This window comes from Burkholderia sp. Bp9015 (assembly GCF_003853505.1).
Taxonomy (GTDB): Bacteria; Pseudomonadota; Gammaproteobacteria; order Burkholderiales; family Burkholderiaceae; genus Burkholderia.
Genome location: NZ_QTPZ01000010.1, coordinates 100,488 through 120,560, shown reverse-complemented (window position 1 = coordinate 120,560; position 20,073 = coordinate 100,488). Strand labels below are relative to the sequence as shown.

General features: G+C 69.3%; 19 protein-coding genes. 2 read left to right on the top strand and 17 right to left on the bottom strand.

Translation table 11 applies throughout. The annotated features are described in order from the left end of the window. The first annotated feature begins 170 nt into the window (after positions 1-170). The gene (locus tag DIE12_RS13355; RefSeq protein ID WP_124521740.1) at positions 171-1,628 is read left to right on the top strand and encodes an MFS transporter; all 1,458 of its coding nucleotides are present in this window, start codon (positions 171-173) and stop codon (positions 1,626-1,628) included. Between the two features lie 89 nt (positions 1,629-1,717). Here DIE12_RS13355 and DIE12_RS13350 read toward each other — a convergent pair whose 3' ends face one another. The 5 genes from DIE12_RS13350 to DIE12_RS13330 form a co-directional block, all read right to left on the bottom strand. Further along, positions 1,718-2,611, bottom strand: coding sequence for a LysR family transcriptional regulator (locus DIE12_RS13350; protein ID WP_124485468.1), 894 nt, complete (start codon positions 2,609-2,611; stop codon positions 1,718-1,720). A 120-nt stretch (positions 2,612-2,731) separates the two neighbouring features. Further along, positions 2,732-3,559: an alpha/beta hydrolase gene (locus DIE12_RS13345; RefSeq protein WP_124521742.1), complete on the bottom strand. Its 828-nt coding sequence runs from the start codon at positions 3,557-3,559 to the stop codon at positions 2,732-2,734. A gap of 294 nt (positions 3,560-3,853) precedes the next feature. Continuing rightward, positions 3,854-4,237, bottom strand: a complete 384-nt coding sequence (locus DIE12_RS13340; protein WP_124521744.1) for a VOC family protein — start codon at positions 4,235-4,237, stop codon at positions 3,854-3,856. Between the two features lie 19 nt (positions 4,238-4,256). Beyond that, positions 4,257-5,222 (bottom strand): hydroxymethylglutaryl-CoA lyase, encoded by a 966-nt coding sequence (locus DIE12_RS13335; protein ID WP_124521746.1) that lies wholly within the window; start codon positions 5,220-5,222, stop codon positions 4,257-4,259. Between the two features lie 32 nt (positions 5,223-5,254). Then, positions 5,255-6,445, bottom strand: a complete 1,191-nt coding sequence (locus DIE12_RS13330) for a CaiB/BaiF CoA-transferase family protein (protein ID WP_044843524.1) — start codon at positions 6,443-6,445, stop codon at positions 5,255-5,257. A 394-nt stretch (positions 6,446-6,839) separates the two neighbouring features. On the opposite strand from DIE12_RS13330, the gene DIE12_RS13320 reads away from it, so the two are divergent. Further along, on the top strand, positions 6,840-7,805 hold the full coding sequence (locus tag DIE12_RS13320) for a D-2-hydroxyacid dehydrogenase (RefSeq protein WP_124521750.1): 966 nt from the start codon (positions 6,840-6,842) through the stop codon (positions 7,803-7,805). A 342-nt stretch (positions 7,806-8,147) separates the two neighbouring features. On the opposite strand, the gene DIE12_RS13315 is transcribed toward DIE12_RS13320, so the two are convergent. The 12 genes from DIE12_RS13315 to DIE12_RS13260 all read right to left on the bottom strand — a co-directional run bounded on the left by DIE12_RS13315 (position 8,148) and on the right by DIE12_RS13260 (position 19,915). Beyond that, positions 8,148-8,360, bottom strand: coding sequence for a hypothetical protein (locus DIE12_RS13315; protein ID WP_044843526.1), 213 nt, complete (start codon positions 8,358-8,360; stop codon positions 8,148-8,150). Positions 8,361-8,637: 277 nt separating this feature from the next. Beyond that, the gene (locus DIE12_RS13310; RefSeq protein ID WP_124485474.1) at positions 8,638-9,075 is read right to left on the bottom strand and encodes a hypothetical protein; all 438 of its coding nucleotides are present in this window, start codon (positions 9,073-9,075) and stop codon (positions 8,638-8,640) included. A 229-nt stretch (positions 9,076-9,304) separates the two neighbouring features. Beyond that, positions 9,305-10,228, bottom strand: a complete 924-nt coding sequence (locus tag DIE12_RS13305; RefSeq protein WP_124521752.1) for an ABC transporter permease — start codon at positions 10,226-10,228, stop codon at positions 9,305-9,307. Beyond that, positions 10,228-11,100: an ABC transporter permease gene (locus tag DIE12_RS13300; protein WP_044843529.1), complete on the bottom strand. Its 873-nt coding sequence runs from the start codon at positions 11,098-11,100 to the stop codon at positions 10,228-10,230. The genes DIE12_RS13305 and DIE12_RS13300 overlap by 1 nt, the downstream gene beginning before the upstream one ends. A gap of 145 nt (positions 11,101-11,245) precedes the next feature. After that, entirely contained in the window at positions 11,246-12,325 is a 1,080-nt protein-coding gene (locus DIE12_RS13295) for an ABC transporter ATP-binding protein (RefSeq protein ID WP_124521754.1), read from the bottom strand. A gap of 49 nt (positions 12,326-12,374) precedes the next feature. Next, on the bottom strand, positions 12,375-13,541 hold the full coding sequence (locus DIE12_RS13290; protein WP_044843531.1) for an ABC transporter substrate-binding protein: 1,167 nt from the start codon (positions 13,539-13,541) through the stop codon (positions 12,375-12,377). Between the two features lie 280 nt (positions 13,542-13,821). Continuing rightward, the gene (locus DIE12_RS13285; RefSeq protein WP_124485477.1) at positions 13,822-14,397 is read right to left on the bottom strand and encodes an alpha/beta hydrolase; all 576 of its coding nucleotides are present in this window, start codon (positions 14,395-14,397) and stop codon (positions 13,822-13,824) included. 22 nt (positions 14,398-14,419) lie between these two features. Further along, positions 14,420-15,748, bottom strand: a complete 1,329-nt coding sequence (locus tag DIE12_RS13280; RefSeq protein ID WP_124521756.1) for an MFS transporter — start codon at positions 15,746-15,748, stop codon at positions 14,420-14,422. A 164-nt stretch (positions 15,749-15,912) separates the two neighbouring features. Next, a complete protein-coding gene (locus DIE12_RS13275) occupies positions 15,913-16,968 on the bottom strand; it encodes a 3-keto-5-aminohexanoate cleavage protein (RefSeq protein WP_044843535.1) in 1,056 nt (351 codons plus the stop codon). Positions 16,969-17,088: 120 nt separating this feature from the next. Further along, positions 17,089-17,937 (bottom strand): TauD/TfdA family dioxygenase, encoded by an 849-nt coding sequence (locus DIE12_RS13270; protein WP_124521758.1) that lies wholly within the window; start codon positions 17,935-17,937, stop codon positions 17,089-17,091. Between the two features lie 10 nt (positions 17,938-17,947). Then, the gene (locus DIE12_RS13265; RefSeq protein ID WP_124485480.1) at positions 17,948-18,928 is read right to left on the bottom strand and encodes a quinone oxidoreductase; all 981 of its coding nucleotides are present in this window, start codon (positions 18,926-18,928) and stop codon (positions 17,948-17,950) included. A 33-nt stretch (positions 18,929-18,961) separates the two neighbouring features. Then, positions 18,962-19,915 (bottom strand): universal stress protein, encoded by a 954-nt coding sequence (locus DIE12_RS13260; RefSeq protein ID WP_124521760.1) that lies wholly within the window; start codon positions 19,913-19,915, stop codon positions 18,962-18,964. Between the last annotated feature and the right edge of the window lie 158 nt (positions 19,916-20,073).

The window sequence follows — 20,073 nt, the reverse complement described above, 5'->3', positions numbered from 1 at the left end:
CAAATTCGCCGACCATGTTTCGGACGATCGGCGCGATCGCGCGCATCCGGCCTTTCGCGGGCCTTGCGGGCACGTGCGCCGCGTCGCGCGACCGGGCCCGTGATGCCGGCCGCGAATAGCCGCGAACGGCCGGGCATCGCGCCACGGCAAATCGATAATCAGGAGACACGATGAACAGCCAATCCCTCGACCTTGGCGGCACCGCGGGCGGACCCGCGTCCGCCGCATCGTCCGCGGCCCGGGCCGGCGCCGATGCGACGGCCCTGCCCGCGCGTGGCATCACGCTCGGCGAATTCATGGACGACCTGCCGGTCGGTGCGCTGCACCGGTTCGTCGTCTGGGTGATCGGCATCGGGCTGTTCTTCGACATGTACGAGATCTTCCTCGTCAGCACGATCGGCTCCGCGCTGCAGCACGAATACGGGCTCAGCCGGCAAAGCGTCGATTTCAAGCTGCTGCTCGCGTCGGCATTCATCGGAATGTTCGTCGGCGCGCTGTGTCTCGGCAGCCTCGCCGACCGCATCGGCCGGCGCAAGGCGTTCCTGATGACGCTCGTCTGGTACAGCGCGTTCTCGCTGATCGGCGCGTTCTCCGTGAACGCCGACATGCTCGTCGCATGCCGCTTTCTCACGGGCATCGGCGTCGGCGCGATCTACCCGGTCGCCGACAGCTTCCTGTCCGAAATCCTGCCGAAGGACAAGCGCGGACGGCTTGCCGCATGGGCCTATACGACTTCGTACGTCGCCGTGCCGCTGGTCGGCTTCCTCGCGCTGTGGCTGAATCCGCTGCACGTCGCGGGCGTGGCCGGCTGGCGCATCATCCTCGCGATCGGCAGCCTCGGCGCCGTGTACGTGCTGCTGGTCCAGCATCGTCTGCCGGAAAGCCCGCGCTGGCTGCTCGCGCAGGGCCGCGCCGCGGATGCGCATGCCGCGGCGAAGCGCTTCGCGGACAGCGCGGGGGTGCGCGTGCCCGACCAGTTCGCGGCATCGGCCGAACCGCAGCGGCCGCTGCGCGTCGGCGAGCGCATCGCGCTGCTGCGCCGCCGGCCCTACGGCGCGCGCTACCTGATGCTCGCGGTATTCCACCTGTTCCAGGGCTTCGGCTATTACGGCTTCGGCACGCTCGCGAGCACGGTCGTCAAGAGCCGCGGGTTCGACGTCACCGACAGCACGCTGTTCATCGCACTGTCGTTCATCGGTTATCCGATCGGCTCGCTGCTGTCGATTCCGCTGCTGAACTGGATCGAGCGCCGCACGCTCGTGATCGTGTCGATCCTCTCGATCGCCGCGTTCGGGCTGTGCTTCGCGTATTCGGGCAATACGGCGCTGATCGTCTGCTTCGGGTTCCTGACGACCTGCGCGTCGAACGTGTTCAGCAACGCGTATCACGTGTATCAGGCGGAGATCTTCCCGGCGCGCGTGCGCTCGACCGCGATCGGCAGCACCTACTCGCTGTCGCGCATCGTCAGCGGCGCGCTGCCGTTCGTGCTGCTGCCGGTGCTGGCCGAGCACGGCGCCGGAGCGATGTTCGGCGTGATCTCGGTCGCGCTCGGCATCGTCGCGGTCACGCTGCGCGTGCTCGGGCCGCTGACCACGCGGCGCAGCCAGGACGACATCAACCCGGTATGACGCGGTATGCGGCACGGGGCATGCGTGCCCCGTGCGTCGCGCCTGCCGCGCGTTGAACGCAGGTCGCGCATTCGTCGCATTCTTCGCATTCAGCGCGCCGACATGAAATCGAACAGCTTCGCGATGTCCGTCGTCAGCACGGTGCCGGCCTTCACGCCGACCCACAGCGTGCGCGTCGCCCACGCGTCGTCGAGCGTCACGACGCCGAGCCGCGCCGCGCGCTCGCCCGTCACCGCATCGCGCGGCAGCACGCCGATCCCGAGCCCGGCCTCGATCATCCGGCTCACGCCGTCGAAATTCGATACCTGGATGCGCAGCTTCAGCGAGCGCTCGGCCGCGAACGCGGCGTCGGTCATCCGCGCGAGCAGCGAACTGCCGTCGCTCAGGCCGACGTAGTCTTCATCGAGCGTATCCGCGAAGCGGATGCTGTCGCGCGCGGCGAAGCGATGCCCGCGCGGCACGAGCAGCACGAGCTCGTCGCGCCGGTACAGCCGGCGTTCGATGCCCGGCGCCGGCACGTTGTCCGCGAACACGCCGAGATCGGCCTTGCCGGACCCGAGCGCATCGACGATCTCGTGACTCAGCCTTTCCTCGAGACTGACCTTGATGCCCGGGTTGTCGGTCAGGAACGCGGCGAGATCGGCCGGCAGGAACTGGACGATCGCCGACGTATTGGTCCACACGTGAATGTGGCCGCGTACGCCGGCGACGTAATCGCTCATCTCGTGCGCCATCCGGTTCACCTGCTCGATCACCTTCGCCGCATGTTCGAGCAGCGCGCGGCCCGCGGGCGTCAGCTCGACGCCGCGCGCATGCCGGACGAACAGCGCGCTGCCGGTCACGCTCTCGAGTTCGGCGATCCGCTTGCTGACCGCGGACAACGTGAGCTGACCGTGTTCGGCCGCCTTGGTCAGGCTGCCGTGCTCGGCGACGAGCGCGAACACGCGCAGCGACTGCAGATCGAAATGAAGCGGGTTCACCATGACGAGGATCCTGGGGTGTGCCGTGCGGCGCGTGCGAACGGCGCCCGACCGGCTTGATGCCGATCATACGCCCGGCCATGCACGCGGCGAAAGCGCGCGAGACGGCGCAGGACGGCGCGCTCAGCGCGGCGCGATCGCCTGCAGTGCGGCGAGCATCGCGCTGTCCGGTCGCGCTAGATCGTCGAGTACCGTGAAGTGCTGCATGCCCGGCAGCCACGCGCGTGCAACCGGCTCGCCGGCCGCCTCGCATGCGTCCGCGTATTCATGCGCATGGCGCACCAGCTCCGGCAACTCGGCCGCGCCGACCGCGACGACGGTCGGCGCACCGGGGCCGACATGACGCAGCGGGCTGTAGGCGGCGATTTCCTGCGCGGTGAGTCGAAGCTTCTCGCCGAGCACGCACAGCGAGATCGGCTCGAGATCGACGAGCGGGCTGATCGCAAGCGCCGACACGACCGCCGGATGCGCGCGATACACGGCGGTCAGGTGACCGCCTGCCGAGTGGCCGCTCAGGTGGATCGGCCGGCCGCCGGTGCCGATGCGATCGGGATCGGCCGCGAGATGGTCGAGCAGCGCGCCGATCTCGCCGACGATGTCGGTCATCGATGCAGCCGGTGCGAGCGTGTATTCGGCGAGCACGACATCGAACCCGCGTGCGAGCGGCCCGGCGGCCGCGTACGCGAAATCTTCCTTCGCGCAGTGCTGCCAGTAGCCGCCGTGAATGAACACGAACAGCGGCGCGCCGGGCAGGCCGCAGCGCAGCCAGTCGAAGCGCTGCGCGGGGCGCGACCCGTAACGCAGGTCGCGCTGCGCGGGCGTCGCGGCGTAAAGCGCGGCACTGCGTGCCTGGCAGGACGCGAGTACCGCGGGGAAGTCAGGAATGGCCTTCGTGTTCAGGTAAGCGGCGTCGAGCGCCGCGCGGTCCATGCCGCGATAGAGGATCGTCATTCGGAATGTGCGTGGGTCGGATTGCGGATCCGCGGGACGCGCGTCGCGCCCGCTGCGAAGGCGGCGGACGGACCGGCGCCGATGCACGCCATTATCCGCAGTACAACGGGGCGCGCCTATCCGGAATCGGCGGGTGCGGTACGCGCCTGTCCGCTTTCGGCGGAGGATTGCTGCGTGGCGGGCGCATCGCGCCGGCGCATGCGGAACCGGCAGAACGGACGCGATGCTGCGCCCACGCCGCACGACAGCTCGGCATGACCGCCGCGCGCGCCGTGCAATTCACGGCAACGCAACTCAGATCAGCTCGGAGATCTCGATCAGGTTCAGGTCCGGGTCGCACACGTACACCGACCGGATCTTCTGCGTCGCGCCGGTGCGCTCGACGGGCCCTTCGACGATCGGCCATTCGACGAGGTGCAGATGCGCGATCACGTCGTCGAGCGGCACCGACGCGATGAAGCACAGGTCGAGCGCGCCGGGCACCGGCACGTGCGCCTTCGGCTCGAACTCCGCGCCGCGCACGTGCAGGTTGATCTTCTGGTTGCCGAAGCGGAACGCGAGCCGGCCCGCGCCGAAGGTTTCGAGCTGCATCTGCAGCACTTCGGTATAGAAATGCTTCGTCCGCTCCGGATCGACGCAAGTCAGCACGAGGTGGTCGAGGTGGTCAATCAGTGCCATGTGATTCGCTCCGGTTCGGTTACGAGAAAGCCCGCTGCGCCGGCATGTGGCCGGCTTCGGCGCGCGGTGGCGGATGCAGGTCCGAGCGGCGCCCGGCCTTCAGGATCTGGCTCGGCACGTCATGCCCGATCAGCGCGGGCAACCGCGCGGCCGCGGCGAGTACGCCCGCCAAGTCGACGCCCGTATCGTAGCCGTCGAGCGCGAGCATGTGCACGAGCTCCTCGGTGCACGCGTTGCCGGTCGCGCCCGGCGCGTACGGACAGCCGCCGAGGCCGCCGAGCGATGCGTCGAAGCGGTCGATGCCGGCGTCGAGCGCGGCGAGCGTGTTCGCGAGCGCCATGCCGCGCGTGTTGTGAAAGTGCAGCGTGAGCTGCAGCGCGCCGAAGCGTTCGCGCGCGCGTTCGGCCAGGTCGCGCACCTGGGACGGATACGCCATGCCGGTCGTGTCGCACAGCGTGAAGCCGTGCACGCCGAGATCCGCGAAGCGCTGCATCCACGCGAGCACGGTTTGCGCGCGCACGTCGCCTTCCATCGGGCAGCCCATCGCGGTCGACAGCGACACGTTGAGCGCGACGCCGGTGCCGCGCACCGTGTCGATCACGTCGCGCAGTTGCGCGAACGACTGCTCGCGGGTCATCCGCAGGTTCGTGCGGTTGTGGCTCTCGCTCGTCGACATCACGAGGTTCACCTCGTCGACGCCGCACGACAGCGCGCGTTCCGCGCCGCGCACGTTCGGCACGAGCACCGTATAGACGACGCCCGGCGCGCGCACGATGCCGTGCATCACGGCTTCCGCGTCGCGCAGCGCGGGGATCGCCTTCGGCGACGTGAACGACGTGACCTCGATCTTCGCGTAGCCGCACGCGCTCAACGCGTCGACGAGCGCGATCTTGTCGTCGGTGTCGACGAACGCCGCTTCATTCTGGAAACCGTCGCGTGTCGCGACTTCGTGAATATAAAGTCGTTGGGGATGGGGCTGGTTCATGTCGTCGTCCGGGTGGCGGCGGGTTGGTCGCTTCAGATCACGCCGCGCGTGCGCCAGTCGTCGCGCGTCGCCGCATCGATGCCGATCGATTCGAGTACCGCGTCGGTATCGGCGCCGAGCGCGGGCGCCGGACGCTCGATGCATCCCGGCGTCGCGCCGAGTTTCGGCACGATGCCCGGCACGAGCACGGGCGTGCCGTCGGGCAGCGCGGCGTCGACGATCATGTCGCGTGCGCGGTAATGCGGATCGGCCGCGATGTCCGCGACGTCGTAGATGCGCCCGGACGGGATGCGTGCGTCGTGCAGCGCGGCGAGCACGTCGTCGAGATCGAGCCGCGCGCTCCATTCGCCGATCGCCGCGTCGATGCGCGCAACCTGCGCGACGCGCCCGTCGTTGTGCGCGAGCGCGGGATCGTCGCCGAGATCGGGGCGCCCGATCAGCGCCATCAGGCGCCGGAAGATGCTGTCGCCGTTGCCGGCGATCAGCGCGTACCTGCCGTCGCGGCAGCGGTACGCGTTGGTCGGAGCGATGCCCGGCAGGCTGCTGCCGGCCGGCTCGCGCACCGCGCCGAACGCCGAGTATTCGGGCAGCAGGCTTTCCATCATGTTGAAGACGGATTCGTACAGCGCGACGTCGACGACCTGCCCCTTGCCGCCCTGCTGTTCGCGATGGCGCAGCGCGAGCAGGATGCCGATCACGCCGTGCAGCGCCGACAGCGAATCGCCGAGCGACACGCCGACGCGCACCGGCGTGCGGCCGGGCTCGCCGGTCAGGTGGCGCAGGCCGCCCATCGCTTCGGCGATCACGCCGAAGCCGGGCCGGTCGCGATACGGGCCGGTCTGGCCGAAGCCCGATACGCGCAGCATCACGAGACGCGGGTTGATCGCGGACAGCGTCTCCCAGTCGAGCCCCCAGCCTTCCAGCGTGCCGGGCCGGAAGTTCTCGATCAGCACGTCGGTCCCGGCGACGAGGCGGCGCACGACGTCCTGCCCTTCGGGCGTGCGCAGGTCGAGCGCGAGCGAGCGCTTGTTGCGCGACTGCGCGGCCCACCAGACCGACGTGCCGTCGTGCAGCAGCCGCCATTTGCGCAGCGGGTCGCCGACGCCGGGCGGCTCCACCTTGATCACGTCCGCGCCGAATTCGGCGAGCATCCGGCCCGCGAACGGCCCGGCGATCAGTTGGCCGAGTTCCAGCACGCGGATACCGTCCAGGGGGCGCGTCATGACTGTCTCCTGAAAATCGTGTTGTCGATGACGGCGATCATGACGGCGTTCGCATCCGGCGAAAATCGATCGATGCTCAACCAGCCTTTCCTGAACGGAAAGGGGCGCGTGGCTCTTTTCGCGGGCCAGCACGGCGGCTTCGTCGAGCGCCGCACACGCATCGTCCCAGTGGCGCCCGCGTGCGCCATCGCCTGCAGCACGACGGGGCGCTGCCACAGCGGCTCGTGCGACGGAACAGTGAACCGGGAAGTCGTCGGGCCGGCCGTGCACGGATGGCATCGACGTTTTCCACGCGGGAAAGCGCGCTCGCGCAATGCGCAAGCCCGATCGCATGCGCCGTTGGCAGAATCGTTGCCGTTGCGCGCCCGCCGGGCGCCCGTCAGCGAGGCCCGCCATGTTTTCCAGTTCCTCTCCTGCGCAGATCGTGTTTCTCGACCGCGCGACGCTGTCGCCGCAGACCGTGCTGAAGCCGTTTCCGTTTCCGCACGCGCTGCGGACCTTCGAACGGACGGCCGCGGACGAAGTGGCCGCGCGTATCGGCGACGCGGACATCGTCGTGACCAACAAGGTCCGGCTCGACGCGACGGCGCTCGACCGTGCGCCGCACCTGAAAATGATCGCGATCGCCGCGACGGGTACCGACATCGTCGATCTCGATGCGTGCGCCGCGCGCGGCATCGTCGTCAGCAACATTCGCGGGTATGCGGTGCGCACCGTACCCGAACACACGTTCGCGCTGATCTTCGCGCTGCGGCGCAGCCTCGTCGCGTATCGCGACGCGGTGCGCGCGGGGCGCTGGCTCGACAGCGGACAGTTCTGCTTCTTCGATCATCCGATCCGCGACCTGGCCGGCGCGACGCTCGGGATCGTCGGCGACGGCGTGCTCGGCCGTGCGCTGGCCGGCATCGCCCGCGCGCTCGACATGCGCGTGCTGTTCGCCGCGCACGGCGCTGCGCGGGGCGCCGGGCATGTGCCGCTCGACACGCTGCTGCGCGACAGCGACGTGATCACGCTGCACTGCCCGCTCACGCCGGGGACCCGCGGCCTGATCGACGCGGCCGCGTTCGCGCGGATGGCGCGCCGGCCGCTGCTGATCAACACCGCACGCGGCGGGCTCGTGGATGAAGGTGCACTCGTCGACGCGCTGCAGTCGGGGCAGATTTCGGGCGCCGGCTTCGACGTGGTCACGCAGGAGCCGCTGCCGGCCGCGCACCCGTTCCACGCGATCCTGTCGCATCCGGCGTTCATCCTGACGCCGCATGTCGCGTGGGCGAGCGACGAGGCGATGCGGGCACTGGCCGATCAGCTCGTCGACAACGTTGCCGCGTTTGCGCGCGGCGAACCTCGGCAGGTGGTGTGACGCCGGTCGCTGCGGACCGAACCTGCGGACCGCGCGAATTCGGGCCGTGCAGTCAGGGCCGTGTAAATGGGGCGCGCAGATCGACCGCGCAAATGGAGCGGCCCCGCTCGATTGCTCGAAGCGGGGCCGACGGAATGGGGGCTGCTTACGCCAGCGACTCGGCACGGTACGGGTTCGTACATCCGCCCTGTCTTGCGGCCGGTTTCCGAATTCCTGATGGGCGCTACTTCAAGGAAATCAGGCCGCCAAATCTGTAGGACGAGTCCAAAACTGATGAAACGGTGCCCCGGACACCGTTCGCTGCCGCGCCGACCGGCGCGCGAGCCTCGACGCGAAGATCGATCAGTAAGCGGACATCTCGACGCAAGGATCGACCTTGGACGGCGAGCAGATGACCGAATACTTGGCGCTTTCGCGCATCAGCGCTTCGCCTTCGTGCAGCGCGATCTTGATCTCGGGGTGACGCTCGTACGCGAGGAACGCGGAGCAGAAGACCGCGGACATCACGACCAGGGAAAACACAAATTTTTCAAGGGATTGGAGACGTTCGGGCATGGTTCGACCTTTCTTCTAGGTCGTGATTATAGCTCGAATTAAGGGTTTTCCCTATATTCCGATCCGCATACCGAGGATGGGTTCGGTCGATACCCGGTCGCGTTTGCGCCCTTTTTTGCCGCTAATCCGGGCCCGAGCACGGGTCGAACAAGATGGGGCACCGCCGCGGTCGCGGCACCGTTCGCGCAGTCCGCCAGCGGTCCGTGGAGAACGGTACGGTTCCGCGCGCCGGGAGCGTCCTCTGAAGAAAGCGCGACGAAGCCCGTCGCCGGCCGCGTCACTGCGGCGCTGACGCACCGCTCGCCGCGTTGCCGGGCCACGCCTTGCCGATCCGGTCGATCAGCGATTTGGCGGCGCCGGTCGCGATGGCCGCGTCGACGCCCGAGGTCTGCCACGAACCGTCGGCGGCCTTGACGAAGGTCAGGTTCGCGCGCGACGGCGCGTAATCGTGGTTGCGCCACGTGACCACGACGTCGCACGTGTAGGTCCGTTCGCCGACCTTCCTGCAGTCGCCGTCGGGTTTCGCCGAGATCACGTCGGCCGACACGGGCAGCGGCTGGCCGAACAGCGCGTTCAGGCCGCCGTGGTTTTCCGCTTCGAGCGCGCGGCGCACCGCGGCATCGACGTCGCTCGATCCGGGGCCGTCGTGGAGCAGGTTGCAGGCGGCAAGCAGCGTGGCCGCACAGCCGAGCGTGAGCAGCGTGGGAAACTTCATGGAACTCCGCGAATCGGGTGAACGTCGGGCGGCATGCGGCGATGCGAGCGAACGTATCGCCGGGCCGGTACGCTGCGTAGTCTGCAACGTCCGTGCACGGTTCGCGGTATCCATTTGTAACCAATTGCACGGATGGCGCGCGCAAGCATCGGCAGGACCGCCTGCATCGCTGCGCCGCCGCTGTCCTTCGCGTTGAGTCGCGTTAACGCACGCCGCCACACGTGGACGCCTATTGCCGCTCCTGCTTCACGCGACTCACGAGCTGCGTCGGGCTCACGAACTGCAGCGCGATCACGACCCACACGAGCGTGATGGCCATGTAGATCATCGCCATCGCGTCGATCGACTGCGGCGCGCGCACGCCGGTCGAGAACACCGCGTAATACAGCGCGACGACGAGCGTCTGCGTGCTCGGGCCCGCGGTGAAGAAGGTCAGCTCGAACATCCCGATCGTGCGCACCAGCACGAGCAGCCCGGCCGCGAGCATGCCGGGCACCAGCAGCGGCAACAGCACGTAGCGGAAATAGCGCCACGTGTTCGCGCCGAAGATGCGCGCGGCGGCTTCGAGGTTCGGATCGATCTGCTCGATGAACGGCGTCATCACGAGGATCACGAACGGCAGCGCCGGTACCAGGTTCGCGAGGATCACGCCCGGCAGCGTGCCGGCGAGCCCGACCTTGTACATCACGGTCGCCATCGGGATCCCGTACGTGACGGGCGGCACCATCAGCGGCAGCAGGAACACCAGCAGCGCGAAGCGCTTGCCGCGGAATTGCACGCGCGCGAGCGCATAGGCGGCCGGCACGCCGAGCGCGACCGACAGCAGCACCACCGCGCCGACCACTTCGACCGTCACCCACAGCACGCTCGCGAGCTGGAAGTCTTCCCACGCCTTGGCATACCAGTGCAGCGTGAAGCCCTGCGGCAGCGGCGTGCCGAACCAGCGCGTCGCGACCGAGTTCACCGCGACGGTCGCGATCAGCAGCATCACGTTCAGCAGGAAGAACGCCATCAGCCCCCACACGAGCGCCTTCCATGCACGGCCGGCGAGGCTGCCGCGCAGTTTGCGCGGCTTCATCGCGTTGACCGGCTGCGCGCCGGGCGGGCTGTGCTTCGGCGGCCACGCCGGCGCGGCATGATTGTCGGTCGCCATCAGCCCTTGCCTCCCGTGACCGGACCGGTATAGAAGAAGCGGCGCGCGCCGAGCATCGACGCGACCACCAGCAGCTGCACGAAGCCCATCACGATCGCGATCGCCGACGCGAGCGAATAGTCGTAGCTCTCGAACGCGGCTTCGGCGGCCGCGATCGAGATCACTCGCGTCGGCCCGGCCGGCGCGCCGAGCAGCACGGCTGACGGGAACACCGAGAACGCCTGCACGAACGACAGGCACGCGGCCATCGTGAGCCCCGGCACGAGCAGCGGCAGGTAGATCCGCCGGAACTGCTGCCACGGGTTCGCGCCGAGCGTGGCCGCGGCGCGCGCGAGCGTCGGGTCGATGCCGCTGATGTACGACAGCATCAGCAGGAACGCGAACGGAAAGCCCGACACGATCAGCGACAGCAGCACGCCCCAGTAGTTGTGCGTGAGGCGCACCTCGTCGGTGTACAGGTGCAGCCCTTGCAGCGCCTGCGGGAACCAGCCGTTCGGGCCGAAGTACGTGAGCATCCCGTCGGCGACGAGCACCGTGCCGAGCGTGACGGGAATCACGAGCAGCGTCGTGACGAACTTCTGGTACGGCGAGTTGCGGCGCAGCGCGAACGCGACAGGCACCGCGATGCCGACGTTGATCAGCGTCGCCGGCACCGCGAGCTTCAGCGTGACGAGCACGGTCGGCCACATCGCCGTGTCGGTGAAGAACTGCACGTAGTTCGCGAGCACGCCGCCGCCGTTCGTCGGCTGGAACGACAGCACGAGGCCGTACGCGAACGGATAGATGAACAGCGCGACGATGAACGCGAGCGCGGGCGTGACGAGCCACGCCTTCGCGTCGCGCGGCGCGCCGCCGGTCGCGAGCGTGCTCATGCGGCACCGCCCTTGCAAGTGCTGTTTCGACAGTGCCCGACAGAAGCATTCCGTTGCGCAAGAATGTGCGTCCGGCGGCGATCGGGGATGGTTTTCATGCTGGCCTCCCGGGGGCGCGCTGCCGCGCACGCGGCGCCGCGGCCGTTCATCGCGCGTCTCCCGCATAGACGAGCGTGCGCGCCGGGCTCACGCGCAGCCGCAGCCGTTCGCCCTGCGCGAATTCGCCGGCGACGCGCGCCCAGATCGGGCCGAACGGCGTGATCGCGCGAATGAGCGAGTCGCGGCCGCCGTATTCGACCGTTTCGACGGTCGCGTCGAATGCGTTGTCGGCGCCTGCTTGTGCGCGCTCGATGTCGTCGGGGCGCAGCGCGACCACGACGTCCTTGCCGTCGAAGCCCGCCATCGGCACGCCGGTGATGCGCACACCCGCGGCGGCGACGTTCACGTAATCGCCGGCCATGCCTTCGAGCGTGAACGGCAGCACGTTGCGATAGCCCATGAAGCGCGCGACGTGCAGGTTGTGCGGGCGCGTGTACACGTCCTTCGGCGACGCGACCTGCTGCACGACGCCCTCCTTCATCACGACGATCCGGTCGGCCATCGACAGCGCCTCGTCCTGGTCGTGCGTCACGTAGATCGTCGCGCGTTCGAGTTGCGTGTGGATGCGGCGGATCTCGGCGCGCATCTCGATGCGCAGCTTCGTGTCGAGGTTCGACAGCGGCTCGTCCATCAGCACCAGCGGCGGCTCGATGACGATCGCGCGCGCGATCGCGACGCGCTGCTGCTGCCCGCCCGACAACTGCCCGGGCAGCTTGCCCTCGTGGCCGACGAGCTGCACGAGTTCGAGCGCCTGCTGCGCGCGCCGCCGCGTTTCCTGCTTCGGCACGCCGCGCATCTTCAGCCCGAAGCCGACGTTTTCGAGCACCGACATGTGCGGAAACAGCGCGTAGTTCTGGAACACCATGCCGAAGCCGCGGCGCTCGGGCGGCAGCACGTCGATGCGCGTGTCGTCGAGCCAGATGCCGCCGCTCGTGAGCGGCTGCAGCCCGGCGATGCAGTTCAGCGCGGTCGACTTGCCGCAGCCCGACGGGCCGAGCAGCGCGACGAACTCGCCGCGCCGGATGTCGAGATCGAGCCCGTTCAGTGCGGCGACCTGCGCGCCCTCCGCATTGGTGAAGCTGCGGCACACGCCGTCGAGCCGCAACCGTTCGAAACTGTGCTTCATTACGCGAACTCCGTCGGCGCGGGCGCCGCGGCGCCCGCGGGTTCATCCGTCATTTCGACTTCTGCGACCCGATCTCGCGGTCCCACTTCTGGAACGCGGCCACCATCGCCTGCGCGTTGAGCGGCTGCACGTGCGGACGTTCCGCGAGCAGCTTCGCGTACTCGGGGCGGCCGAACTTCCTGATCACTTCCTGGCTGTGCGCGGGCGCCATCTCGAGCGTCACGCCCTTCACCGCCGGGCCCGGATAGAAGTAGCCGTCGTCGTAGGTCATCGCCTGCTGCGCCGGTTCGAGCAGGAAGTTCATCAGCTTGAACAGCACGTCGAGCTTGTCCTTCGCCACGCCCTTCGGAATCACCATGTAGTGCGCGTCGTTGACCCACGTCATGTTGTCGAACGCCTGGATCCGGAAGTCGGCCGGCACGATGCCGAGCGCGCGCGGGTTGAGGTCCCAGCCGGTGACGGTCACGGTCATGTCGCGCGTGCCTTCGCCGAGCTCCTTCATCACGGCCGACGTGCCGCCCGGGTAGTACGGCACGCAGTCGTTGAGCTGCTTCAGGAACGCCCAGGTCTTGTCCCAGCCGTTGATCGGATCCTGCGGGTTCTTGTCGCCCAGCACGTACGGCAGCCCCATCAGGAACGTGCGGCCGGGGCCCGAGTTCGCCGGGCGCGCGTAGATCAGCTTGTTCGGATGCGCCTTGCACCACGCGAGCAGCTGTTCGGGCGTCTTCGGCGGGTCGGCGACCTTCGCCGGGTTGTATTCGAGCAGCGGGCCGGCCGGCATGTAGGTCACTTCGAGGCCGAAGCCCTGCGCGACATCCTGCATCTTGCGCGGGCCGGGCGCGTACCGGTCGAGCACGCCGGGGAACGCGCCCGCGTTGTCGGGCAGCAGCTTCAGCCACAGGTTCTGCTCGATGCCGGCGGCCAGCGCGTCGGTGCCGGTCAGCACGAGATCGATGTCGGCGCGCCCCGCCGCCTGCATCGCCTTGATCTTGCCCGGCAGCTGCGGCGCGGGCGCGTTCGTGAACGTGACGTTCGCGACGAGATTCGGGTTCTTCTCCTTGAACGCCTCGATGGCCTTCTGCGTGAGCTGCAGGTTGCCCGCGACGTCGACGACGTTCAGCGATACGGGTGCGGCAACGGCTGCCGCGGCCGACAGCGTGAAACCCAGCGCGAGTGCGATCCGGCGGACACGGCGAGCGATCGGGGTGGCGTTCATGTCTCCTCACTTCGGTCGGTGGATGGGACCTTTCTTTTCAGGAAATCATGACGGCGTTATACGATGTCGGTCAACAAAAAACCGACTGGCGCGGGGCGGGAATTTCCCTAACAGAAACCTTCCGTTTCCCGAGGATTTGTAGATTGAACGATTTGGCGCCGCGACACGGCGACGGGCACGCGGCGTGTTAGGACGTCGTATGTCGCTGGGCGCTCAAATGGAATCGGTTCACGTTGACGCGCCGGCAGGGAATTCATGCGCGGCGCGTTGCCGATGGCGCTCAGGCCGCACCGAGCGCGATCACCTCCCCGATCAGCCGCTCCGCATCCCGCCACTCGCCGTACCCGGACGCCGGATTCAGATGCCCGACTTCGCCGAGATCGACGAGCTTGCTGCCCCACCCGGCCGCCAGCAGTTCGACGCGTTCGAAGCGCGCGAGCGGATCGTTGCGGCTAGCGGCCACGACGCTCGGAAACGGCAGCCGCCCGGTCGGTACCGGGGTCCAGCCGTTCGCGGCGATCGCGTCGGGCGCCGGGTAACCGGCGGGCATCGGCGTGTCGAGATCGGCCGGTGCCGCGAGCAGCGCGCCGTGGATCTTGCGCGTGGCCTGCCGTGCCCAGTGCACCGTGATCATCACGCCCGCGCTGTGCGCGACCAGAATCACGGGGCCGTCGATCGCGGCGAGCGCCGCATCGAGTGCCGCGACGCGCGCGGCGCGGCTCAGCTTGTCGGCTTCGAGCGGCGCGACGGACCGTGCGTTCGGCAGGCGTCGTTGCAGATGCGTCTGCCAATGGTCTTCGACGTGATCGCGCAAGCCGGGCACGATCAGGATGGTGGGCGCGGTCGCCAGGGTCATGCAGCCTCCGGGAGGGTTCGGTTCAGGAAAGGTGGGACGCGCGCCGTTCGCGTTCGACGCGCGCGAGATCGGCCGCGTAGCTCGCGCGTCCGATCGCGAACAACACGGCGGCCGCGAGCGGCACGACGGGAATCCATTGCAGTGCGCCGACGAGGCCGGCGCGATCGGCGACCCACCCCGTCAGCAGCGGGCCCGGCGCCATGCCGAGCAGGTTGTTGGCGAGCGTGAGCGTCGCGAACGCCGATGCATGGATCGCGGCGGGCGTCAGGTTCGCGACCATCGCGCCCGATGCGCCGGACGCGCCCGCACCGACCAGCATGCCCGCGCAAATCAGCGCGAGTTGCAGCGGCCCGGGCGGCAGCCGGAACGCGGCCGCGAGGCACACGCCCGTCAGCACGCAATACGCGATCGCGGTCAACCACTTGCGCTTGCCGTCGGTTTTGCCGACACGGTCGGTGACGATCCCGCAGCCGACCATCCCGACGCCCGACAGCAGCACGAAGCCGGCCGCGAGCACCGCGGCGCGGTCCGGCGCCATCGCGTAATAACGGTTCAGGTAGCTCGGCAGCCACGCGAACAGCGCGCCGGGCACGAACAGGTGCAGCCCGCTGCCGACATACGCGCAGATCACCGAACGCGATGCGAACAGCCCCGACATCAGCGCGCGCACGCTGCCGCGCAGGTCGCGCGGCGCATCGGCATGGGGCCGGCACGGTTCGACGCGGCAGGCCGCGAGCCGCCGTTCGGTGACCACGCCGCGGTACGCGACGAGCAGCACGATGCCGAGCGCGGCCATCACGCCGAACGACCAGCGCCAGCCGAGATGCGCGCCGACGAGGCCGCCGAGCGCCATCCCGAACACGGAGCCGAACGCGCCGCCGGCCATGAACGCGCCGGTCAGCGTCGCGCGCAGCCGGGCCGGAAAGATGCTGAGGATCAGTGCGACGCCGACGCTGCCGTACGCGGCTTCGCCGAGCCCGACGAGGCCGCGCGACACGAGCATTTGGGCGTAGTTGGTCGACAGCGCGCAGCCGAGCGTCGCGACGCTCCACAGCGCGGCCATCAGCACGATGCTGCGCACGCGGCCGAAGCGGTCGGCGAGCACCGACAGCGGGAACGTCAGCAGGCCGACCAGCAGCGCGACGACGCCGGAGAGCGAGCCGAGCTGCGTGTCCGACAGTCCCCACGCGTGCTTGAGGAGCGGAAACACGGCATTGAGCACCTGCCGCGACATGTAGTCCGACAGCAGCAGGCCGACGGTCAGCCCGAACACGAGCCAGGCATAGGCCGGCGCGCGCCGCCCGGTGGCCGCCACGTCCTGCAGCGACGGCTCGACGTGATGAATCAGCATGCGTGTCTCCTCCGGCACCGGTGCGGCAACGCGCCGGCGCGGCTTGCGCGGCCCCGCTCCGTTCGTCGGAGCTTGCCTCGCGCACGGCGCGAGGGTGGGTGCCGCGCCACATCGATCGGCGGGCGGCGCTCGCGGGCCGCCCGGTTGCACGGTCGCCCGGTGCGTCAGGCCGCGCGCAGCGGCACGCTCAGCTGGCCCGGCCGGCGGTTCGGCGCCATCCCGAGCTGCGCGAGCGTCTCGTCGACGCCGTCGTACTGCACGCCGATCCGGTAGATCGCCTTCGCCTCCTTGCCGGTGGCGATCTCGCGCCCGAGTTCGCGCGCGATCCGCGCGCACTGCTCGACCTGCTGCACCGACGTCATCCGGTTGCCCTTCTGGTCGATGATCGTGTCCTCGATCCCGCAGCGCGGATGCAGGCCCAGCGCCATCGCGACCGTGTTGATCGGCAGCACGTTCTTCATCAGCGATTCGAGCGTGATGCACGCGCCGTCCGGGCAGCGCCGCACGAATTCCATGAAGTTGTACGGATTCGGGCCGTCGAAGCCGCCGCCGATGCCGACCCACGTGACGTTCAGCGGCCCGCGATAGACGCCGCGGCGGATGATCCGCTCGAGCGTCTCGAGCGCGTGCATGCCGGTGAGCTGGAAATGCGGCTGGATGCCGGCCGCCTGCAGCCGGCGCAGGTGCTCGTCGACCCAGCCGGGGCCGGCCGGCACGGTCATCTCGCGGTACGCGTCCCACAGCGCGGCTTCGTTCAGCGAGGTGCCGGCGATGTCCTTGCGGTTCATCAGCTCGGTGATGTTCATCTGCACGGTGTTGATCGCGACCGTCACCTGGTCGGGCTTCGGCGTCAGCTCGGCGAGCATGTGGCGCGTGTCGTCGGACAGCCATTTCGCCTCGGCGCCGTCGCCTTCCGGCGCGAACGAGATCGAGCCGCCGACCTGCAGGATCATGTCGGGCACCGCCTCGCGCAGCCGGCCGAGCAGCTCGTTGAATTTCGACAGCCGCTTGCTGCCCTTGCCGTCGAGTTCGCGCACGTGCAGGTGCAGCACCGTCGCGCCCGCGTTGTAGCAGTCGACGGCCTTCTGCACGTGCTCGTCCATCGTCACCGGAATGTCTTCCGGAAAGTCGGCGGGCATCCATTCGGGGCCGTACGGCGCGACCGTGATGACTACCTTGTCCTGGTTTTCCGGGTGCAGCGAATCGTCGAGAAATTGCATGTCGTCCTCCAGTGGGAATCGTTTTAGTGCAGGCGTACGGGCGTGCGTATCCCGCCGCGCCGGGCGGCTGGCCTGGCGCGTCGTGTACAGGGTTGCGAGTCGGTTAAGGTGCGGGCGCGCTCAGAACGGCACGTCGCCGACGATGCCCGCGCGCTCCATCCTGCGCACGCACGGCGGGTAGTCCATCACCGCGTAATGCTGGGTGCTGCGGTTGTCCCAGATCGCGACGCTGTTCTTCTTCCAGCGCCAGCGCACCTGGTATTCGGGGATGTAAGCCTGGCTGATCAGGTATTGCAGCAGCTGGCCGGCGCCCGGATTCGCGTCCTGCCCGAAGCGCACGCGCCCGGGCGTATGGAAGTTCGTGAAGTGCGTCGTGAACGCGTTCACGTACAGCACCTTCTCGCCGGTTTCGGGATGCGTGCGCACGACCGGATGCTCTGCGTCCGGATACTGCGCCTTCAGCGCGAGGCGCTTGTCGACCGGCATCGCCGCGCCGAAGCTCGCCTCGATGCTGTGGCGTGCGCGCAAGTCTTCGATCTGCTGCTTCACGTGTTCCGGCAGGTTCTCGTATGCGAGCACCATGTTCGCCCACATCGTGTCGCCGCCAACCGGCGGACCCTCGATGCAGCGCAGCACACAGCCGAGCGGCGGCGCCACGCGCCAGCTCGCATCGCTGTGCCACGCATTCTCGTAGCGGTCGTTCGGCTGGTCGGGCGACTTGTAGATCCGCACGAGCCCCGGGTGCTCGGGATCGCTGCCGGCGACCGGATGATCCTCGAGCTCGCCGAAGCGGCGTGCGAACGCGACGTGCTCGGCGCGCGTGATGTCCTGGTCGCGCAGGAACAGCACGCGATGGCGCAGCAGTTGCGTGCGGATCTCGGCGAACAGGCCGTCGTCGTGCACGGCGTCGGCGAGGCTCACGTCCAGCAGCTCCGCGCCGATCGCACAGGTCAGGGGTTCGACTCGCATGCGCGTCTCCTCAGACGATGAATACCGACGAGCCGGTCGTCTTGCGCGACTCGAGATCGCGGTGCGCCTGTGCCGCGTCCTGCAGCGCGTAACGCTGGTTGATCTCGATCCGGATGCGGCCGGCCGCGACGTGCGCGAACAGCTCGCCGGCTAGGTCGTTCTTCTCGGCCGGATCGGCGATGTAGTCGGCCAGCGCCGGGCGCGTCAGGTACAGCGAACCCTTCATCGCGAGGCGCTGCGGGTCGAACGGCGGGATCGGGCCCGACGCGGTACCGACGCAGACCATCAGCCCGCGCCGCTTCAGCGAATCGAGCGAGCCCTCGAAGGTGTCCTTGCCGACGCTGTCGAACACGACGTCGACGCCCGCGCCGCCGGTCAGTTCGCGCACGCGCTTCGCGACGTCCTCGCGGCTGTAGTCGATCGTATGGTCGCAGCCATGCGCGCGGGCGATCGCGGCCTTGTGCTCGCTCGACACGGTGCCGATCACCGTCAGCCCGAGCAGCTTCGCCCATTGCGACACGATCAACCCGACGCCGCCCGCGGCCGCGTGCAGCAGGATCGTGTCGCCCGGCGCGAACGCGTGGATGCGGCGCAACAGGTACGCCGACGTCAGGCCGCGCATCGTCATCGCCGCGGCCGTTTCGCAGGCGATCCCGGCCGGCAGCTTCACGAGCGGCGCGGCGGCGATCAGCCGTTCGGTGCTGTACGCGCCGAGCGTGTTCAGGAAGCCGGTGTAGGTCACCCGGTCGCCGGCGGCGACGTTCGTCACGCCGGGGCCGACGGCCTCGACCACGCCGGCGGCCTCGACGCCGATGCCGGCCGGCAGCGGCACCGGATACAGGCCGCTGCGGAAATACGTGTCGGCGAAGTTCAGGCCGACGGCCTCGTGCCGCAGGCGGACCTGCCCCGCGCCCGGGTCGCCGACTTCGACCGCTTCCCAGCGCAGCACGTCGGGGCCGCCGGTTTCGTGGAATCGCACTGCATGTGCCATCTGGTTCTCCGTAGGGTTTCAGTCGGATGCGCGTCACGCATCGTCGGGTTCGTCCGCGTCCGGCGTCGTCGCGGCTGAGCCGCTCGCCGGAGGCGCGTCCAGTTCGGTCCAGTCGGCGTCGCTCAAATAGCGCCGCGCGGCCGGGAAAATCACGCCTTCCATGCGCCCCATCTGCTCGAACGCGCCGCGCGCATAGACGGCGAGCGCTGCATCGAACGCGGCCGACGGCAAGCCGTCGGCGGCGAGCCGCGCCAGCGCGTCGAGCGCGTGCGCGTCGCGGCGCCGCTGGCGGTCGAGCTCGTCGAGTTCGGCCGCGGTGCTCTCCGCCCGTCTGCGCAATGCCGCGCACAGGCGTGCTTCGGCGGACGGCCCGGAACGCGCGTCCTGCAGCGCCGCGAGCGACGCCAACGCGGCGTGCACCGCGAGCGCGCGGTCTGCATCGGCGGCCGGCCGCGTTGCCGAGTCCGGGGCTTCGCTCGCGAGCGTCGGCGCCTGCAACTGCGTCAGCGCCTGCAACTGCGCGCCGAGCGCGCGATGCGCGGCGAGACAGCGGGCCATCACGCGCGCCTCTGCCGGCGCACGCCGCGCCGGGCACACGAGCACCGGCACGCCGCTCGTCGCCAGCAGCAACCGCCGTTGCGCGGCCGCGCCGGCATCGGCATCGTGCGGCAGCGCCGCGACGCCGATCAGGTCGCAGCCGAGTTCGCCGGCGAGCGTGGCGGGCGACGTGCCGCCGGCCCCCGGATCGCCGGCCCCCGCGATCGCATGGGACAGGCCCTGCGCCCGGGCGGCGGCTTCCACTTTCGCACCGTGTTCCGGCATCCGCGCTCCGGATAAACGCGAGTCGGAGCCAGGCGATTGCGGCGCCGCGCCGGACAGCACGAACGTGACCCGCGCGCCGACCGCACGCGCCAGTTCGAGCGCATGGCCGATCGCGTCGATGCCGCCGGGCACGCCGTCGACCGTCACGAGCAGATGGCGATACATCGTGCCGCTCCGTTTATCCGGCGCTCGCCGCGCTGCGGCGCGCGCCGGTCGATACGATGTTCATGGCCCCTCCCCGTTGCATTCGTCAATCGCGTTCGTCACGCCTCGGAATCCATGCTATCGGCCGGGAGGCGGCGCGGCCCCACTCGCCGCGGGGG

Excerpts from the sequence above, each read along its gene's own strand:
- DIE12_RS13280 (WP_124521756.1), bottom strand. The coding sequence starts at position 15,748 with ATGCTGATTCATCACGTCGAGCCGTCGCTGCAGGACGTGGCGGCCACC.
- DIE12_RS13285 (WP_124485477.1), bottom strand. The coding sequence starts at position 14,397 with ATGACCCTGGCGACCGCGCCCACCATCCTGATCGTGCCCGGCTTGCGC.
- DIE12_RS13270 (WP_124521758.1), bottom strand. The coding sequence starts at position 17,937 with ATGCGAGTCGAACCCCTGACCTGTGCGATCGGCGCGGAGCTGCTGGAC.
- DIE12_RS13310 (WP_124485474.1), bottom strand. The coding sequence starts at position 9,075 with ATGAAGTTTCCCACGCTGCTCACGCTCGGCTGTGCGGCCACGCTGCTT.
- DIE12_RS13290 (WP_044843531.1), bottom strand. The coding sequence starts at position 13,541 with ATGAACGCCACCCCGATCGCTCGCCGTGTCCGCCGGATCGCACTCGCG.
- DIE12_RS13340 (WP_124521744.1), bottom strand. The coding sequence starts at position 4,237 with ATGGCACTGATTGACCACCTCGACCACCTCGTGCTGACTTGCGTCGAT.
- DIE12_RS13345 (WP_124521742.1), bottom strand. The coding sequence starts at position 3,559 with ATGACGATCCTCTATCGCGGCATGGACCGCGCGGCGCTCGACGCCGCT.
- DIE12_RS13315 (WP_044843526.1), bottom strand. The coding sequence starts at position 8,360 with ATGCCCGAACGTCTCCAATCCCTTGAAAAATTTGTGTTTTCCCTGGTC.
- DIE12_RS13320 (WP_124521750.1), top strand. The coding sequence starts at position 6,840 with ATGTTTTCCAGTTCCTCTCCTGCGCAGATCGTGTTTCTCGACCGCGCG.
- DIE12_RS13300 (WP_044843529.1), bottom strand. The coding sequence starts at position 11,100 with ATGAGCACGCTCGCGACCGGCGGCGCGCCGCGCGACGCGAAGGCGTGG.
- DIE12_RS13275 (WP_044843535.1), bottom strand. The coding sequence starts at position 16,968 with ATGCAATTTCTCGACGATTCGCTGCACCCGGAAAACCAGGACAAGGTA.
- DIE12_RS13355 (WP_124521740.1), top strand. The coding sequence starts at position 171 with ATGAACAGCCAATCCCTCGACCTTGGCGGCACCGCGGGCGGACCCGCG.
- DIE12_RS13295 (WP_124521754.1), bottom strand. The coding sequence starts at position 12,325 with ATGAAGCACAGTTTCGAACGGTTGCGGCTCGACGGCGTGTGCCGCAGC.
- DIE12_RS13260 (WP_124521760.1), bottom strand. The coding sequence starts at position 19,915 with ATGTATCGCCATCTGCTCGTGACGGTCGACGGCGTGCCCGGCGGCATC.
- DIE12_RS13330 (WP_044843524.1), bottom strand. The coding sequence starts at position 6,445 with ATGACGCGCCCCCTGGACGGTATCCGCGTGCTGGAACTCGGCCAACTG.
- DIE12_RS13265 (WP_124485480.1), bottom strand. The coding sequence starts at position 18,928 with ATGGCACATGCAGTGCGATTCCACGAAACCGGCGGCCCCGACGTGCTG.
- DIE12_RS13305 (WP_124521752.1), bottom strand. The coding sequence starts at position 10,228 with ATGGCGACCGACAATCATGCCGCGCCGGCGTGGCCGCCGAAGCACAGC.
- DIE12_RS13335 (WP_124521746.1), bottom strand. The coding sequence starts at position 5,222 with ATGAACCAGCCCCATCCCCAACGACTTTATATTCACGAAGTCGCGACA.
- DIE12_RS13350 (WP_124485468.1), bottom strand. The coding sequence starts at position 2,611 with ATGGTGAACCCGCTTCATTTCGATCTGCAGTCGCTGCGCGTGTTCGCG.